Genomic DNA, 17,533 nt, shown 5'->3' with positions numbered 1-17,533 from the left:
AACTGACCCGCCTCACGATGGCGGGTCTTTTTTCGGGGTGGCAATTTCTATCCTCGGGGAGGATTTGACGCAGACCGGATCAGTCGGTCGTATCAGGGCGCGTGGCGGGCTTGATCGTGGCAATCCGTTGATCCAGCGGCAACCGCTGGACAATCTCTCGCGGGCGCGGTGTTGGCTTCACATCGCTGAGCAGCTTGCAGTATTTCTGCCCGCGTAGCCATCCCGCCATCTCTTGCCGTTTTGCGGCTTTGGTCAGCGGCCCCCAATCTGCCGCAACTCCGCCCAGACTGCCATTGGCCTTGCGGGCCACCGCCCCGTCCCGCGCTACCGTGTGCGCCATGATGCGCACGGCGCAGCTAAGATTGTCGGAGCCGTCTTTCAAAGCCTCCCCGGTCCCGACGCGGCAATCATAGCCCCGCGCCGTGCCGGGCAGGATCTGCGTCAAACCGAACCACTGCCCGCCACCGCCCACAGCGCGGGGCTTCCACGTGCTTTCGTGTTTGGCCAATGCGCTGAGAAACCCGTTCCAGAAGGCCGCGCGTTTCTCGATGCCGTTGTTCTCGTAATTCGGGCACCACTCCGCGATATCGCTTGGCACGATAGTGAGCAAAGGCAGGCCATGTCCTTTGAGTGCCTCCAAGGTAGTGCGGGTCCACAGGCGTCCCTCCGGACGGAAATCCCAACGGGCGCGGGGGACGTGGTCCTTGCGGGGGATCGGGCGGACCGTGTCGGGGGTCGCCTTATGCAAGGCAGCGGGCACGACGGCCTCGGGAGACCCGGAGCCTTGATCCTGAGCGAAGGCAGAACCGGCCGCAAGCAAGGCGGCGAAAAAGAGTGCGTGGCAACGCATGGGAAATATCATGTGCAGAGAAAACTGGCCCTGACAACACACATGCGCGTTGGCGCCCCTCGCCGTTTCCAAACCCGCAACAAACCGCTCAATTCGGTGTGACTTGCCGCGATACACCCCAGTGCCTGCACGCCGCTTTGCCACCTTGCCCGACCTTCGGAATTTCACTAGAACGCGAACGACCTACTGGAGTTCCCCGATGCTTGACCTGACCTACGAGACCCCGAAGCCCAAAGTGATCCCCGGCGCGAAGCAGGATTGGGAGCTGGTGATCGGCCTTGAGGTGCACGCGCAGGTGGCGACCAATGCCAAGCTTTTCTCCGGCGCGTCGACCAAATTCGGGGCGGAGCCGAACTCCAACGTGGCCTTTGTGGACGCTGGGATGCCGGGAATGCTGCCGGTCATTAACGAGGCTTGCGTCGCGCAGGCCGTGCGCACCGGCCTTGGGTTGAAAGCAGATATTAACCTTTATTCGGCGTTCGACCGGAAGAACTACTTCTACCCCGACCTGCCGCAGGGCTACCAGATCAGCCAGTTGTATCACCCCATCGTGGGCGAAGGCGAAGTGCTGGTAGACATGGCACCGGGCATCGCCCGCGTGGTGCGTATCGAGCGTATCCATCTGGAGCAGGACGCAGGCAAATCCATTCACGACATGGACCCGACGATGTCTTTCGTGGACCTGAACCGCACCGGCGTGGCGCTGATGGAAATCGTCTCCCGCCCCGACATTCGCGGCCCTGAAGAGGCTGCCGCCTATGTCTCCAAACTGCGCCAGATCATGCGCTATCTGGGTACCTGCGACGGCAACATGCAAAACGGCAACCTGCGGGCGGATGTGAACGTGTCGATCTGCCAGCCCGGTGCCTATGAGCGCTATCAGGAAACGCAGGATTTCTCGCATCTGGGCACCCGGTGCGAGATCAAGAACATGAACTCCCTGCGCTTCATCCAGCAAGCCATCGAGGTCGAGGCCAAGCGCCAGATCGCGATTGTCGAGGGCGGTGGAGAGGTCGTGCAAGAAACCCGCCTGTATGACCCCGACAAGGGCGAGACGCGGTCGATGCGCTCCAAGGAAGAGGCGCATGATTATCGCTACTTCCCCGACCCCGACCTGCTGCCTTTGGAGATCGAGCAGGACTGGGTCGACGCGCTGAAAGCCGACCTGCCGGAGTTGCCCGACGAAAAGCGTCTGCGTTTCATGGAGCAGTTCGGCCTGTCGGAATATGACGCGTCGGTGTTGACGGCAGATTTCGTAAACGCTGACTATTTTGAGAGAATTGTTCAAGAACTCGGATATTCTGCCAACGTAGACGGCGAAACATTTGAGACTATTCCGTTCAAGAGTGCTGCAAATTACGTCGTCAATGTCCTCTTTTCATATCTGAAAAACGACGACATTGGCATTGAAAAAAGCCCCATAGCGCCTTGGCAACTGGCTTCGATCCTAAAGCTGACTGATGGCGGCTCCATTTCTAGCAAGATCGCCAAGGACCTGTTCGAGATCGTCTATACCGAGGGCGGCGACCCCGCCCAGATCGTCGAGGCCCGCGGCATGAAGCAGGTCACCGATCTTGGCCCGATCGAGGCCGCGCTGGACGAAATCATCGCCGCCAACCCCGCGCAGGTTGAGAAGGCGAAGGAGAACCCCAAACTGGCAGGCTGGTTCGTGGGTCAGGTGATGAAGGCGACGGGCGGCAAGGCCAACCCGAAAGCGGTGAACGAGCTGGTGGCGAAGAAGCTGGCTGGGTAGTCGTTTTAGGGATGAGGAGTGGTTAGCCGAAAATGATGCCGAATGGCAGCTTCGAGCCCTTATTGACCGGTGCTGCAAATTGGACAGATGGCGGCGTCCCAACAGGAAGCGGGCCTTCGCGGTTATTGCATACAAACTATTGGATGTCGCTGAAGCGGTCATTCAAATGGTGTCGTTTGCAGGAGAGTGCGAAATCCCAGGGGTTGTTTGCGTTTGCGGGAGGAGGCGAAATGACACTCAGGAATATTACTTTCTGACGAGCTGCACAAATGACAGCTCGTCCCAACCATATTTCATTAAATCTAAAGCATGAAGAACTCGGCTTCAGTCACCCCTACAAGCGTTACTGAATGGATGCCTCCGTAGCTCAACACCAAGCTACCGTCCCCAGCGGCGCTGGTCGTGTAAGCGGAGGGCAGTTCCGCTAACGTAAGCCCTGACAACGTTTGACCGTCTATGATCAGAGCATCAATGCCGACTTCGAAGTCGGTTATGACCTCAATTGCAGCTTTCGTTCCACCTGTGTATGCAAACTCAAATGTATCGGCTCCTGCACCGCCGGTGAACGTGTGGTCGCCACCTTTGTTCAAGTTGGAAAAAAGGTGATCATCGCCGGCACCGCCGTCGACGATGCTGCTATCGATCACGTAGATCGTATCATCGCCATTTTCGCCATAGATAGTTTTGGAACCACGGTCGGGGTTGATAGTGTCGTTACCATCACCCGCGTAGATCGTATCATTGCCCTTTCCAGCATTGATAATATCATTCCCATCTAGGCCAAATATGGTTTCCGCTCCGTCTGAGACTGTATCACCCTCGGCGTCGACGAATGATGCATCGATGATGTCATCTCCAGACGTGCCTACCGTTGCCGATGCGGTGATACCTGTCTCAACAAAGAACTGTTCTTGTGTTACACCACTGAGAGTGACGGAGTGGATGCCACCATAGTTCAGCACAAGGCTTCCATCTGCACTTTGGCTGGTTGTGAACTCACTGGGCAGGTCATCTAGCAGCAGTCCGGACAGGGTGTGTCCCTCGACGATGAGTGTATCTATGCCCACTTCGAAGTCAGTGATCGTTTGCAGCGCCGCCTTACTTGCGCTTGCGTATGCAAACTCAAATGTGTCAGCTCCAGAGCCGCCGGTGAATGTGTGGTCTCCGCCCTTGCTTAGATTAGAGAACAGATAGTCATCACCCGCACCGCCATCCACAACGCTGCTGTCGATCACGTAGATGATGTCGTTGCCGGTTCCTCCATCAATGACCGCCGATCCGCGCCCGGCGTCAATTGTGTCGTTGCCGTCGCCACCGTAGATGATGTCAGCACCGTTGCCGGAGTTGATCGTGTCATCTCCGCCTAAACCGTAGATCGTATCAGCTACGTCAGTCACTGCGTCGCCATCGGCGTCAACGAAAGAGGCGTCAATTACGTCTGCTGACGATGTACCATCGACGATCCTGTCGCCTTCGTTTGTCCCAAAGTCAAACGAGTTATCAAACGCGGCCTGCACGGCACCCTCTGCATCTAATATGTACACAAGCCCATCGCTCCCTTCACCCGGCTGGGCATATCCGAATCCTGAGAGAACAATAAAGGGATCGAAGCTGCCTCGTATTTCCGATGCGAGGCTTGCAGCAGGAAATTCGGCAATTGACTCACCGTCGCGGTAATAGATTTCAGCTCTCTCAAAGGGGAGGTCTTCATCATAAACAACAGCAATATAGTTTTCACCATAGATTTCAATTCTATCAACTGTCGGAAACCCGCCGATAGCATTGCTGAATATTAGGAGACCCAAGTTATCGATAACTTCATCCGGTATTTCAACGACGTCCTCAAACTTAGCTGTAAAGGTCGGGCTGGGAGGCAAGGGAGTAGAGTTAACTACAAAAACTTTACCTATGAGATTCACGGCGTCCATGCCTGCTTCAATGATTTCAGCCGCTTTTTGTGCGGTCGCAGCGTAAGCATCGCTACCTACCTGTTCGGCAACTTCTGCGACAAGTCTTGTACCAATGTCCGCGCGGCCGAAGATAAATTCGGTGCCATTAATAGTGACTAAGACAGTTTCGCCACCAAACTTTACTTCTCCCAAAGTAATGCCAATGCCTTTGAGTTCTAATTCGACGTCTCGCTCCAGCTCCAACTCACTGTCAAAGTTCCGACCTTGAGGCCCAAAGCTCAACGTGATTGAGATGCTTCCTGCAAATGGTAAATCGGCTGCCATTTTGATGTCATATACATCAGCTAAGTCCGACTTCACACGGCCCGAAAGCGTGAATATGCCCGAACTCGCATCAAGCACTCCTACATTAGCATATCTTCCCGGCATTAAATTTATTCCTTCAACATTTCTCTAACAATACGAAAACCGGTTCTTCTTGATCGGTATGTTTCTGAACCAGCACCGCGATTAGCAGGGCGGGCATATTCTGCGCTCGATTGGTATGTGCCGCCTTTGGCGACACGGCGGCAGTTATCAACTTCGTTAGCTGCGGCCAGATAATCGCTGGACTTTGACAGGCCTAGATGCCGTTCGCTCCAGCATGACATTGTCCGTTCCCGCAAATTACCCGCCAGATGGCGCAACCCCCAAGCGTTGGCGGCGTCGAGTTCATCTACGATCACAGGGGTTTTGCGATTGTCAGGGTCCGCTTTCGAGCGCCCGTCTATCCGACGAAACACACCGACATTCGCCTGATCAGTCGTCAAGCTGTCACCTTGGGCAAACTTGCTGTTGGTGCCTGCGCGCGCCGCGTATTCCCATTCGGCCTCGGTTGGCAGCCGGTAAACATCCGCACCAGCTTTTCGGTTCAACCAAGTTATGTATTCCAGCATGTCGAAATATGAGACATCGAAGACCGGATGACGCGGGTCATCGGCGTAGTAATACCCGCCTCCAAATTTGAGTATTCTAGGGTCCGGCAGATGCGAGCACCCGTTCTCTGCGACACAGGCCAGCCACTCCTCACGGGTCACTTCGTTGCGCCCCATAGCGATTGGAATGTCGATGATCACCTTATGCTCCGGGCCTTCGGTTAGCATCCCAAGTGGCTCACCCGGCTTAGGCTTGTTCCACAGCAAATATATGGCTTCTGACTGCTCCAACGGTGCGCCCATAACAAAGCTGCCCATAGGCAAGACAATCATTTCAGGGCACACATCACATTCTTGAAAAGCGTCAAGTGGCGCTACCACAAGATCGTCTGACAGGATCAACGGTTCTTTGGCAGTGGCAGCTGACGTCCCCACAATAAGCATTAAGGCAATCGCATAGCGAAGTACTTGACCGATGAATTCGGTCCGGACTCGAGAGATAATCTTAATGAAACTCACAAAAGCCACGATCTTTCTAAAGCACTAAGGTGTGGGGTCGATGGGCCACCTACACTAAATATGTGTAGTAAGGACATAGCAGAAAGTAAGGTAAACCTTACCATCAATCTCTAACGTCTATGCGACCAGCCATTCGGGCTTTTCTGCTCAGCGCGTTACTGGCCATTTGTATTCCCCGGTATGCAAGATGTGTGCCCAGCCGAGTGGTGACGTGTGAGCTGGAAGTTCGGGAAGCCGTGAAAACGAGAGGCATTTATATGGTCGGTTTGTTCTCTTAGCGACGGAGTAGGCGAATGTCCGGCCAATGGGAAGTGCGACGCAGCGGTTGTCGGTGTGTTGGAGGTCGGTTGTTTGAAAAAACCAGCCCTTCAATCAGAGGTGGCCAAAGTCCGTTTCGTCCGCAAAGCAGCCATTTGCGCTTGAAATGAGTCTCAGCGCCGAAATCCTGCTGTACGGCTTCGAAACTTGACGCCCCAAACACCTCCACCCACCAACGGCTCTGGTACCGTGGCGGGGGAAAGCGTCTCGCATCTTATTAGCGAAAGGGTGGCGCCACCTTGGGTATGCGACCACGAGCCAAGCGGTTCCCCCGGAAGGTTTCCCCTCCAGCGGCCATTGTTTCGCGAAACTCTGGCAGCCCGAACGAACTGCCGCCTGTTTCATGTGTCTTGTCTGCGAAGGATGTCAGCCCTCCGCGCGGTACCGGAGACGGGGTTTACCCCTGAGGGGTTAGCAAAACCGAAACCCTGCGTGCGCTGGTCGCCGCGCACAAGTGGCGGGATCGCACCGAACGCTGCGTGCGCTCGCGCGGTCACTGGACACCGCCTGCGGGCTTTTGTAACAGAAGGCTTCTGCTGCAAGGGAATGCGTGCTGTGCAAAACTACGAATATACCGCCGTGCCGGCACCGCGTAAGGGCAAGGCCCCGCGCAAGATCAAGGGCAACGAGGCCAAGTTTGCCAGCATCATCACCGACCTGATGAACGAGATGGCGGCGGATGGCTGGGACTACCAGCGCGCCGAGACCCTGCCCTGCGAAGAGCGTCAGGGCCTGACCGGCAAGACCGTCAAATACCACACCCTGCTGATCTTCCGCCGCGAAGTTGTTCTAAAGAAGCCTGAAGAGGTTGCCTCGAAAGCGCCGCCCGTGGTCGCCGTTCCTGTCGCCAAGGAAGCGCCCGAGCCCGAGTTGCGCCCCGAGCCGGTATTCAAGCGCACAGAGCCCGAGAAGAAGGCGGAGCCCGCCTCGGAAGGGTTCATGACCGCTGACGCGAAAGAGGCAGAGACCTCCGAGAAGTAGCCGTCAGTCGGAGATGTCCAGCGCCAGCGCGTGAATGCGACCGATCAGTTCCGGCCCCAATGCGCTATGCACCGCGCGGTGCCGTTGCAGCCGCGACATGCCTGCGAATGCAGGGGCGCGGATGGCCACGTTGAAATGACTTTCACCCCCCTCTTGAAATCCGGCATGGCCGCGATGACTTTCACTATCATCAACCACTTCAAGAAAATCCGGCGCGAAGGCCGCACGCAGTTTGTCGTCAATCTGCTGTGTAATGCTCATAATTTTTCCAAACTGCCCTTCACCTCGCCGCTCAAAACTCTAAAGTGTTCGTTCCGAGTCGAAAAGGTTAAGTCATGGCCCGTCCCCCGTTTGATCCGTTTGAGTTCGATATCTCTGCCAAGAGCGACAAAGCCCGCCGCGCCAAGGGGCGCCGGGGCATGTCGGGTGCCGTGGAGACATCGCAACGGACCTGCGAGGTGCCTGAATGTCAGGAGCCGGGCAAGTACCGCGCCCCCAAGTCGCCGGACGTGCTGGATGACTATTACTGGTTCTGTCAGGCGCATGTGCGCGAATACAACCTGAAGTGGAATTTCTTCGAGACCCACACGCAAGAAGAGATGGAGCGCCAGATGTCCTCGGACAAAGTCTGGGAGCGCCCGACCAAGCCGATGAAGAAGGGCGAGGAGCAACGCGCCTGGTCGCGCCTTGGCGTCGATGACCCGATGGCCGTGCTGGGCGAGAACGCCACCCGCAACCCGGGCCGCAACCCCAACGGTGCCGGCCGCAAGCTGCCCGCCACCGAGCGTAAGGCGCTGGAGATCCTCGAAGGCACCGTTCACATGAGCAAGAAGGACCTGCGGGCCAAATACAAGAGCCTCATCAAGGACCTGCACCCCGACATGAACGGCGGCAACCGCGCCGACGAGGAGCAGTTGCAGCAGGTCGTCTGGGCGTGGGACCAGATCAAGGTCAGCCGCAACTTCTCTGGCTGACCCCACCCGCGCGCCGGATCACGCCCGAATTCCTCCGAACGCCGGGCCTTTCCCTTGCCCTTCCCCGCAATATGTTGCATCCCGTTGGGGTTATTCTGAGGGAACGAAAATATGGCCGACGGCAGCATCGACTTGAACGCGAAACCCACCGAGGACATCTCGGTCCGCGAGGTTTTTGGCATCGACAGCGACATGAAGGTCAAGGCCTTTGCCGACCGCACCGAGCGCGTGCCGGAGCTGGACAGCACCTACAAATTCGACCGCGACACCACGCTGGCGATCCTTGCAGGCTTTACCCATAACCGCCGCGTGATGATCCAGGGCTACCACGGCACGGGCAAATCCACCCATATCGAGCAGGTCGCCAGCCGTCTGAACTGGCCCTGCGTGCGGGTGAACCTCGACAGCCACATCTCCCGCATCGACCTGATCGGCAAGGACGCGATCAAGTTGAAAGACGGCAAGCAGGTCACCGAATTCCAGGAAGGCATCCTGCCTTGGGCACTGCGCAACCCGACCGCCATCGTGTTCGACGAATACGACGCGGGCCGCGCCGACGTGATGTTCGTGATCCAGCGCGTGCTGGAGGTGGACGGCAAACTGACGCTGCTGGATCAGAACAAGGTGATCGAGCCGCACAAGTATTTCCGCCTCTTCGCCACCGCCAACACGGTGGGTCTGGGCGACACCACCGGCCTCTATCACGGCACCCAGCAGATCAACCAGGGCCAGATGGACCGCTGGTCGCTGGTCGCCACGCTGAACTACCTGTCCCACGACGCGGAAACCGCAATCGTGCTGGCCAAGAACCCGTTCTACAACACGGAAAAAGGCCGCAAGACCATCAGCCAGATGGTCACCGTCGCCGACCTGACCCGCACCGCGTTCATGAATGGAGACCTGTCGACGCTGATGTCGCCGCGGACAGTCATCGCATGGGCACAAAACGCGTTGATCTTCAACGATGTCGGCTACGCTTTCCGCCTGAGCTTCCTGAACAAATGCGACGAGCTGGAGCGCGAAACCGTGGCCGAGTTCTACCAGCGCTGCTTTGACGAGGAACTGCCGGAGAGCGCTGCGAGTGTGAGCTTGGGGTGACCGGTCGCGGCAGGACATCCACCAACGGCTTCTTGATTGCCGCAACGCTCGCCGCTGTCGCGCCTCTTTCTGCCTTCGCCAGCCCACCACTGGCCTACCCGTTTGCGCCGATGACGGATCAGAACATGATACGGATGTCTCCGCATACGGTCTTGGTCAGATGTGCTGCACTCTTCAACGCCAAAAGCGAGTATTTCAGGCTTGGCACCCCCGAGGAGCAGAGTGCATCCAAAGAGTTCAAACTTGCCAGCACGGTGCTTAATCGAATTGCTAGTCGGCATGTGAGAGATGCCAACACCGCAGAGAAACGAGCAAAAACAGTGGACCGTTTCTATTGGTTTACCGAGTTATACAAGCGCGAACTTGTTAAGACAGGGAACGGCGTTTCGTTACCCGATTGGGACAAAAGCGAAACGCTAAAGGCGGATGAAGAAATCTGCGTGTCAGACCGGCTCGACGACGTCAGGTACAGAAAATGACAAAACCATCCGACAACCCCGCCGACCCGTTCAAAAAGGCGCTGGCCGAGGCAACCAAGACCCTCGCCAACGATCCCGATCTGGGCGTGGCTTTCTCGGTCGACCCGCCGGGCATGACCAATGATCAGGTGCGCCTGCCGCAAGTGACGCGCCGTATGACCAAGCAAGAGGTGCTGCTCGCCCGTGGCACCGCCGACGCCTACGCCCTGCGCCGCCGCTTCCACAATGACACCACCGCCAACCGCTACCTGCCGCAAGGCAACATGGCGCGCGAACTTTACGACGCCATGGAAACCGCCCGCTGCGAGGCAATGGGCGCGCGCTCCATGCCCGGCACCGCGGGCAATATCGACGCCAAGATCGGCGCGGAGGCGGAGCGCAAGGGCTACGGCCAGATCACCGAGGCGGGACAAGCGCCCTTGTCGGTGGCGGCGGGCTACCTGATCCGCCATCTGGCAACGGGCCGCGACCTGCCACCGGACGCGGCCAACGTAATGAATCTGTGGAAGGATTTCATCGAAGGTGCCGCTGGCGGCACGCTGGAAGACCTGCAGGATGTGCTGTCCGACCAGACCCGTTTCGCCAAGTTCGCCCGCCAGATCATTGACGATCTGGGCTATGGCGACCAGCTGGGCGACGACCCTGACGACATCAACGAGGATCAGGAAGACGAGGCCTCCGAGGACCAGCAGGAGCAGGACGAGACCGACGACGCGAACCCCGACAAGGAGGACAACTCCGAAGAGGAAGACGCCGCCGCCGAGCAGTCGCAGGACCAGCAGGACGACGCGTCGCAAGCGACGGTGCAGCTCGACGACATGGCTGACGCGGAAATGGGCGACGAGGCGGAATTGCCCGAGGGCGAGGCCCCGATGGACCCGCCGCCCCCCGCGCCTCATTCCGACGCCGACCCGAATTACACGGTCTATTCCACCGAACACGACGAGGAAATCCGCGCCGAAGATCTGGCCGAGCCTGCCGAGCTGGAACGTCTGCGCGCCTATCTCGACCAGCAGCTGGAGCCGCTGAAAGGCGCCGTATCGCGGCTCGCCAACAAGCTGCAACGCCGCTTGCAAGCCCAACAGAACCGGTCGTGGGAGTTCGATCTGGAGGAAGGCATTCTGGACGCTGGCCGCCTTGCGCGCGTGATCGTCAGCCCGACCACGCCGCTCAGCTTCAAGCAGGAAAAGGACATGGAGTTCCGCGACACCTGCGTGACCCTGCTGATCGACAATTCCGGCTCCATGCGCGGTCGCCCGATCTCCATCGCGGCGATCTGTGCTGATGTGATGGCCCGCACGCTGGAGCGGTGTCAGGTGAAGACCGAGATCCTCGGCTTCACCACCCGCGCGTGGAAAGGTGGCCTCAGCCGTGAAGGCTGGCTTGCCGATGGACGCCCGCAGCAACCGGGTCGTCTGAACGATTTGCGCCACATCATCTACAAATCCGCCGACGCCCCGTGGCGCCGGTCGCGCGACAATCTCGGCCTTATGATGAAAGAGGGCTTGTTAAAAGAGAACATCGACGGCGAAGCGCTGGAATGGGCGCACAAGCGCATGATCGGCCGGCCCGAGGCGCGCAAAATCCTGATGGTGATCTCCGACGGTGCGCCGGTGGACGACTCAACTTTGTCCGTTAACCCTGCGAACTACTTGGAAAAACACCTGCGCGATGTGATCGCCATGGTCGAGAAACGCCGCGCTGTAGAATTGATCGCGGTGGGCATCGGCCACGACGTGACCCGCTACTATGACCGCGCGGTGACTATTACAGATGTCGAACAATTGGCCGGTGCGATGACCGAACAGCTCGCCGCGCTCTTCGACAGCGACCCACGCGCCCGCGCCCGTGTCATGGGCATCAAACGGGCCAGCTGACCTACTACTTCTACTTCTTTTTTCTAAAAATACCTCGGAGGGGTCCGGGGAGGCAGCGCCTCCCCGGCGTGGCGACGCGCCGAAGGCGCGGCGCAAACCCTGCTTTTCCACTTGCGCCACACCCCACTTCCCGAGCACCCTCACGCCGACCCAGATCGAAGGCCGCTTCATGTTTCAAAGTTTCGACGACGCCACCTCCCCCGACCAGGGCCCGCCGCGCCTCGCAGCCCTGCGCGCGGAGCTTGAGAAAGACGGCCTCGACGGCTTCCTGATCCCCCGCGCCGACGCGCATAAGGGCGAATACGTGGCCCCCGCCGACGACCGGCTGGCCTGGCTCACGGGCTTCACCGGCTCGGCAGGATTCTGCGCGGCTTTGCGTGACATAGCGGGGATTTTCATCGACGGTCGCTACCGCGTGCAGGTCAAGACGCAAGTCGATACGGATCACTTCACCCCCGTGCCATGGCCCGACACCAAGCCCGGTCCTTGGCTAAAAGATCACCTGCCAGAGACCCACAAGATGGCCTATGATCCGTGGCTTCACACCAGCTCGGAGGTGGAGGCCATTGAAATGGCTGGCGTCTCACTGGTGACAAGTGACAATCTGGTAGACCGCATCTGGACACACAGACCAGAGCCGCCGATGGGCAAGATCATGGTGCACCCGTTGGAACTGGCAGGCGAATCCCATATCGACAAACGTGCGCGACTGGCGAAAACCCTGCGCGAGGCGGGCCATGACGCCGCCGTTCTGACCCTACCGGACAGCATCGCGTGGCTCCTGAACATTCGCGGCACCGACATTCCGCGCAACCCGGTGCCGCATTGCTTCGCCATCCTGCATGCCAATGCCAGCGTCGACCTGTTCGTGGCGGCAGCAAAGCTGAGCGATATCGGAGATCACTTCAGCGGCGACATACGGCTTCATGCCCCCGACGGCTTCCTGCCTGCGCTCGCAGCCCTCTCCGGCAGCGTGCGCATCGACAAATCCTCTGCCCCTGCAATAGTGGCGCAGACCGCCACAGCACAGGTGGCCTTCGATGACGACCCCTGCGTGCTGCCCAAAGCGCGCAAGAACGCGACCGAAATCGACGGGACCCGCGCCGCCCATATCCGCGACGCCCACGCCATGGTGAACTTCCTCGCGTGGCTGGACGACCAAAAACCCGGCCTGACCGAAATCGAGGTGGTGACCGCGCTGGAAAGTTTCCGCGCCCAGACCAACGCCCTGCGCGACATCAGTTTCGACACCATCGCGGGCGCAGGTCCAAACGGTGCGATCGTGCATTACCGGTGCACCGAACGCTCCAATCGCGTGGTGCAGGATGGCGAGTTGCTGCTGGTCGACAGCGGCGGGCAATATGTGGACGGCACCACCGACATCACCCGCACCGTCGTCATGGGCAGCCCCACCCGCGAGCAGCAAGAATGCTACACGCTGGTGCTGCAAGGGATGATCGCCCTGTCCACCGCTCGGTTCCCGCGCGGGCTGGCAGGGCGTGATATCGACGCCCTGGCCCGCGCTGCCCTATGGCGGCACGGGTTCGACTACGACCACGGCACCGGCCACGGGGTCGGCGCGTATCTGAGCGTCCATGAGGGCCCGGCTCGCATTAGCCGTCTGTCGGAGGTGCCGCTGGAGCCGGGCATGATCCTGTCCAACGAGCCGGGCTACTACCGAGAAGGCGCGTTCGGCATTCGCATAGAGAACCTGATCGTGGTGCAAGAGGCCCCCGCATTGGGCGACAATCGCGACCAGTTGAGCTTCGAGACGTTGACATGGGTGCCGCTGGATCGCCGGCTGATCGCGGTCGACATGCTGTCGCCATCGGAACGCATTTGGATCGACGACTACCATGCGCAGATTGCCCGAAAGCTGGACGTTCAGGGAAAAACTACCACCTGGCTGGCCGCCGCGACGTCACCGCTGTAACTGCCTACTTCCCAAAACGCGCGGAAAGTGCAAAGTGCAGCCTAGGTTTCAACAACAATGAAAGGGCGTCCCATGACAGCCAATGATATCACTTTGCGTAACGCATCCGGCACCTACTCCATTCGCGCAGCGGGGGCAGTGCTGGGTGAAAGCAGCAATGTGATCGAGTTGGTCGAGGGAAATGCCGCGCCGGTTTACTACGTGCCGCGCTCCGATCTCGCCATGGCGCTGTTCGACAAAACGGACACGACCAGCCACTGCCCCAAAAAGGGCGAGGCGTCATACTACACACTGGAGGCCAAAAGCGGCCCGATCAAGGACGCGGCGTGGTCCTACGAGACGCCAAACGCAGGGTTGGAGCAGATTGCGGGCCATCTGGCTTTCTTCGCCGACAAGGTCACCGTCGAAGAGGTCTAGGCACGCCAGACTTTCGTGGAAAGTCTGGACACAAATCCTCGGGGAGGATTTGGCGGCGGCGTCAGGAATGTTCCTCGGCCGCCGTGGCGGCCAGCGCGCGGTTGTATTCCCGTAGCGCATCGACCTGAAACAACGCGCCCAAAATTGTGGGCGGCTCGCCTTCCTTGCCCATAGTGGCGACGGGAATGAACACTGGGTTGTCTCGCTCGAACACGGGCATGGCGTCTTCTAGAGTGGCGTTCGGCCCGATATGCGTCCCCTGCTCGATCATTGCCCAGATGTCGTCCTCCTTGGCCGCTCGGGGGTGGTCGTCCGTGCGCATGACATTTCGCACCCGAAACATCGACAGCAGATAGGCTTGCGGCCCCGCTGCCAGATGCACCCCGCGCCGCTCCAGCTGCGTAAGGAAGAAAGACCGGTCCACCAGACGGCTGGAGAGCGCCGTCGAGAGCGATACCGCCACCATCACTGCAAGGCCTGTTTGCCAGTCGCCGGTCATCTCGAACACGATCAACGTGGTGGAAATGGGCGCACCCAGCACCGCTGCCGCGACCGCGCCCATGCCGGCGAGAGCGTAAAGCGTCTCGGCACCGGAGACGTTGGGAAACACGCTGGTGGCGATGCCGCCGAAGGCCAGCCCCGTCAGCGCACCCACCATGAGCGAGGGCGAGAACACGCCGCCGCCCATGCGGCCCGCCATGGTGATCGCCACCGCGGCGACCTTGAGGATGGCGAAAACGATCGCCTCATGCAGCAGCAACTCGCCGGTCAGGGCGGCGGATGTGGTGCCGTAGCCCACCCCGATGATATGCGGAAACCAGATCGCCATGACCCCCAGAAGCCCGCCTGAACAGGCCGGTAGCAGCCAGCGCGGCATTCCGGTCAGACGTTGCACATGCGTGCCGACATTCTCGGCCCAGAAGATTGACCGCATCATCGCAACCGCGACAAGACCGCAGACAATACCCAGCATCAGGAAGGCAGGCAGCTCGACATAGAAGTCGAGCGTGTTGGTCGTCGGCAAAACGAACTCGGTCACGTCCCCGAAAGCCAGCCGGTTGATAACGGTCCCGGCAACCGAGGCGATGACGATCGGGGCGAAGGCATGCACCGCAAAGTGGCGCAGCACGACCTCCAGTGCGAAGAGCGCGCCCGCGATGGGCGCATTGAACGACGCGGATACGGCAGCGGCCACAGCGCAGCCTAGCAAGTCGCGCCCGGTGATGCCGTTGGCCTTGATTAGCCCGCAGACCCAGCTTGAGATGACGGCGGCAAGGTGGACAACCGGCCCCTCCCGCCCAGAGGAGCCGCCGGTGCTGAGTGTGATGATCGAGGCGGCGGCGGAGGCCAGACCGGCGCGTTTCTCCACCCGTCCGTCATTCAGCGCCGCGCCTTCGATCACGTCGGCCACCGCCCGCACGCGGCCGTCGTCGGTGAACAGATGCAAAATCCAGCCGGTGATCAGCCCGCCCATGATGGGAATTAAAACGATCCAGTACCAGTCCACATCGGCGACGAATTCCTGAAGCGCACGTACGTCCTTGGCGTTGTAGACCACGCCTTGGATGGCCGAGATGCCCCACCGGAACAGCAAGGCCGCCACCCCCGCCGCGATGCCGACCATCAACGCAATGAACCAGAATTGCAGCTGCGACGGACCACGATGGCGCATCACGTGAAAAGCCCGCCGCAACTCGCTGACCGCGCTTGCAAATTGATCGCGGACAAAGCCGCGATCATCGTCCTGCTGTGGTGGTTGCCCGGCCATGTGTCCCCGACGCCTTACCCTGCGTCCCACAGTCTTAGGACAACGGGCGAGGCCGGTCTATAGGGCTACACCTTCAACAACGACCGCGCGGCGTCCTTCGCGGCGTCGGTCACGGTATCACCCGAAACCATGCGGGCGATCTCGTCTATGCGGGCGGCGGGATCGAGCGGGATCACGGTCGAGAACGTCTGCTCGTCACGCACCTGCTTTTCGACGCGCCAGTGATGCCCGCCCAGTGCCGCGACCTGGGGCGAGTGGGTGACGACCAGCACCTGCGCCCCGTCGGCCAGCGCCTTGAGACGGCGCCCGACGGCGTCCGCCGTCGCCCCGCCAACGCCCCTGTCTATTTCGTCGAAGATCATCGTCACGCCTTCGGTCGTGCCGGACAGGCAGACCTTGAGCGCCAGCAGGAAGCGTGACAGCTCCCCGCCGGACGCGATCTTGTTGAGCGGGCCGGATGGTGCGCCCGGGTTGGTGGCGACCGTAAACGACACGTCGTCCTGCCCTTCCGGCCCTGCGGTCTCCGGCGTTACGTCGGTTCTGAACACCGCACGCTCCATCTTCAACGGCGCCAGTTCCGCACCCATGGCCTTGTCCAGCTTCGCGGCGGCGGCTTGGCGGGCCTTGGTCACGCGGTCGGCTTCTTCCTGATAGGCCTCTGATGCGCTGGCGACCGCGCGGCGCAGGTCGGCCAGTTCCACCTCGCCGCCATCGAGCGCGGCAAGTCTGATGCGCAACCCTTCGGCAAACTCGGCCAGATCGTCGGCAAGGACGTCATGTTTACGGGCAAGGCCGCGCAGGGCGAAGAGTTGCTCCTCGATCTGCTCCAGCTCCATCGGGTCGAAATGCAGCCGCTCCAGCACGGTTTCCACAACTTGCTGCGCGTCGCTTAGCTCGTTGACCGTGCGCTCCAGCGCGGACAGGGCGTCATCCAACTGGCCCTCGGCTTGGTCAGCCACCCCGTCAAGCCAGCGGGTGGCATCATTCACCAGCCCTTCCGCCCCGTTCATCCCAAGCGCTTGCAGCGCCTTGGCGATATCGTCGCGGATACGCTCGCCCGCCTGCATCTGGCGGCGCTTCACGTCCAGTTCCGCCTCTTGGCCCGGTTGCGGGTCAAGGACGTCCAACTCGGCGACCGCGTGGCGGAGGAATTCTTCTTCGGCCCGGATCTCGTCCATCGCTTTTTCGGCCCGCTTCAACTCGCGTCTGGCGGCAGTCAGTGCCTGCCAGCGGGTGCCGAGCTTGCCAAGATCCAGCCCCGCAAAGCTGTCCAGCATGTCGCGGTGGGCCTTCGGGTTCAGGATGCCGCGATCGTCGTGCTGGCCATGCAGTTCCACCAGCGTTTCCGACAGCACCCGCAGTAATTCGCCAGAGGCGCGGCGGTCGTTGATATAGGCTTGCTTGCGCCCGTCGGGGTAGTTCGTGCGGCGCAGGATCATCTCGCCGTCATGCTCGAACCCTGCCTCGTCCAGCACCGCCCATGCGGCATGACCTGCGGGCAAATCAAATTGCGCGGTGACCTCGCCCTTGTCCGCACCGGCGCGGACCAGTTCGGCACGGCCGCGCCAACCAAGGACAAAACCGAGCGAATCCAATAGGATGGACTTGCCCGCCCCGGTTTCTCCGGTGAGCACGTTCAGGCCGGGCTGGAACTCAAGCTCCAGCCGGTCGATGATCAGCATGTCGCGAATTTCAAGCGTGCGCAGCATCAGACACCACCTGTGCGGCGGGGACTATCCCGC

14 protein-coding genes are annotated in these 17,533 nt (G+C 60.1%); 8 read left to right on the top strand and 6 right to left on the bottom strand.

The features are described from left to right. Positions 1-79: 79 nt before the first annotated feature. Positions 80-850 (bottom strand): transglycosylase SLT domain-containing protein, encoded by a 771-nt coding sequence (locus THALAR_RS11820; protein ID WP_083483464.1) that lies wholly within the window; start codon positions 848-850, stop codon positions 80-82. Between the two features lie 199 nt (positions 851-1,049). Between THALAR_RS11820 and gatB the strand changes: the two genes are divergently transcribed. Beyond that, entirely contained in the window at positions 1,050-2,603 is a 1,554-nt protein-coding gene (gene gatB, locus THALAR_RS11815) for an Asp-tRNA(Asn)/Glu-tRNA(Gln) amidotransferase subunit GatB (protein ID WP_021101795.1), read from the top strand. Between the two features lie 302 nt (positions 2,604-2,905). Here gatB and THALAR_RS11810 read toward each other — a convergent pair whose 3' ends face one another. Together THALAR_RS11810 and THALAR_RS11805 are read right to left on the bottom strand one after the other, a co-directional pair. Continuing rightward, positions 2,906-4,942: a calcium-binding protein gene (locus THALAR_RS11810; RefSeq protein WP_021101794.1), complete on the bottom strand. Its 2,037-nt coding sequence runs from the start codon at positions 4,940-4,942 to the stop codon at positions 2,906-2,908. A 5-nt stretch (positions 4,943-4,947) separates the two neighbouring features. Continuing rightward, positions 4,948-5,946 (bottom strand): formylglycine-generating enzyme family protein, encoded by a 999-nt coding sequence (locus THALAR_RS11805; protein WP_040818464.1) that lies wholly within the window; start codon positions 5,944-5,946, stop codon positions 4,948-4,950. An 864-nt stretch (positions 5,947-6,810) separates the two neighbouring features. Here THALAR_RS11805 and THALAR_RS11800 point away from each other — a divergent pair. Then, positions 6,811-7,245, top strand: a complete 435-nt coding sequence (locus THALAR_RS11800) for a DUF4177 domain-containing protein (RefSeq protein WP_051153734.1) — start codon at positions 6,811-6,813, stop codon at positions 7,243-7,245. A gap of 3 nt (positions 7,246-7,248) precedes the next feature. Here THALAR_RS11800 and THALAR_RS11795 read toward each other — a convergent pair whose 3' ends face one another. Next, positions 7,249-7,506 (bottom strand): BolA family protein, encoded by a 258-nt coding sequence (locus THALAR_RS11795; RefSeq protein WP_021101791.1) that lies wholly within the window; start codon positions 7,504-7,506, stop codon positions 7,249-7,251. 74 nt (positions 7,507-7,580) lie between these two features. Between THALAR_RS11795 and THALAR_RS11790 the strand changes: the two genes are divergently transcribed. From THALAR_RS11790 to THALAR_RS11765, 6 genes are all read left to right on the top strand, one after another. Beyond that, positions 7,581-8,219, top strand: coding sequence for a J domain-containing protein (locus THALAR_RS11790; protein ID WP_021101790.1), 639 nt, complete (start codon positions 7,581-7,583; stop codon positions 8,217-8,219). A 111-nt stretch (positions 8,220-8,330) separates the two neighbouring features. After that, positions 8,331-9,317, top strand: a complete 987-nt coding sequence (gene cobS / locus THALAR_RS11785) for a cobaltochelatase subunit CobS (protein WP_021101789.1) — start codon at positions 8,331-8,333, stop codon at positions 9,315-9,317. Continuing rightward, positions 9,314-9,796, top strand: a complete 483-nt coding sequence (locus tag THALAR_RS11780; RefSeq protein WP_040818461.1) for a hypothetical protein — start codon at positions 9,314-9,316, stop codon at positions 9,794-9,796. The genes cobS and THALAR_RS11780 overlap by 4 nt, the downstream gene beginning before the upstream one ends. Next, positions 9,793-11,673: a cobaltochelatase subunit CobT gene (cobT, locus tag THALAR_RS11775; protein WP_021101787.1), complete on the top strand. Its 1,881-nt coding sequence runs from the start codon at positions 9,793-9,795 to the stop codon at positions 11,671-11,673. The genes THALAR_RS11780 and cobT overlap by 4 nt, the downstream gene beginning before the upstream one ends. 169 nt (positions 11,674-11,842) lie before the next feature. Further along, complete coding sequence (locus THALAR_RS11770; protein ID WP_021101786.1) at positions 11,843-13,606, top strand: aminopeptidase P family protein; 1,764 nt, start codon at positions 11,843-11,845, stop codon at positions 13,604-13,606. Between the two features lie 72 nt (positions 13,607-13,678). After that, a complete protein-coding gene (locus tag THALAR_RS11765; RefSeq protein WP_021101785.1) occupies positions 13,679-14,023 on the top strand; it encodes a DUF427 domain-containing protein in 345 nt (114 codons plus the stop codon). Positions 14,024-14,084: 61 nt separating this feature from the next. Here THALAR_RS11765 and THALAR_RS11760 read toward each other — a convergent pair whose 3' ends face one another. Together THALAR_RS11760 and recN are read right to left on the bottom strand one after the other, a co-directional pair. Further along, positions 14,085-15,791: a chloride channel protein gene (locus THALAR_RS11760; protein WP_021101784.1), complete on the bottom strand. Its 1,707-nt coding sequence runs from the start codon at positions 15,789-15,791 to the stop codon at positions 14,085-14,087. A gap of 65 nt (positions 15,792-15,856) precedes the next feature. Beyond that, positions 15,857-17,500, bottom strand: a complete 1,644-nt coding sequence (recN, locus tag THALAR_RS11755; RefSeq protein WP_021101783.1) for a DNA repair protein RecN — start codon at positions 17,498-17,500, stop codon at positions 15,857-15,859. Positions 17,501-17,533 lie beyond the last annotated feature (33 nt).

Source organism: Litoreibacter arenae DSM 19593, assembly GCF_000442275.2.
GTDB classification, from domain to species: Bacteria; Pseudomonadota; Alphaproteobacteria; order Rhodobacterales; family Rhodobacteraceae; genus Litoreibacter; species Litoreibacter arenae.
This window is presented reverse-complemented; position numbering and strand designations above follow the sequence as displayed.